Annotated in this window: 1 protein-coding gene; it reads left to right on the top strand. The window is 72.9% G+C overall.

The features are described 5' to 3' along the window. Positions 1–336 (top strand): FAD binding domain-containing protein (locus tag JK361_RS40780; RefSeq protein ID WP_201828294.1); only part of this gene is annotated, 336 nt, incomplete at both ends.

Here is a 336-nt window from a genome sequence, read left to right on the forward strand (position 1 = left end):
CCCCGAGGTCCGCCGCCGCTTCCCGGCGCTGGCCCAGGCGCTGCTGGTCGGCGCGTCGGGGCAGTTGCGCAACATGGCGACGGTCGGCGGGAACCTGCTCCAGCGCACCCGCTGCGGCTACTTCACCGATGTCGCCCAGCCCTGCAACAAGCGCGTGCCCGGCAGCGGCTGCCCCGCCGTCGAGGGCGAACACCACAACCACGCGATCCTGGGCGCGTCCGAGCACTGCGTGGCCGTACACCCCTCGGACATGGCCGTCGCGCTCACCGCCTTCGACGCCGTCGTCCACTTCGAAACCGTCGACGGGCCTGGGGAGTTGCCGGTCGCCGACCTCTG

This window comes from Streptomyces musisoli, assembly GCF_016741855.1.
GTDB classification, from domain to species: domain Bacteria; phylum Actinomycetota; class Actinomycetes; order Streptomycetales; family Streptomycetaceae; genus Streptomyces; species Streptomyces musisoli.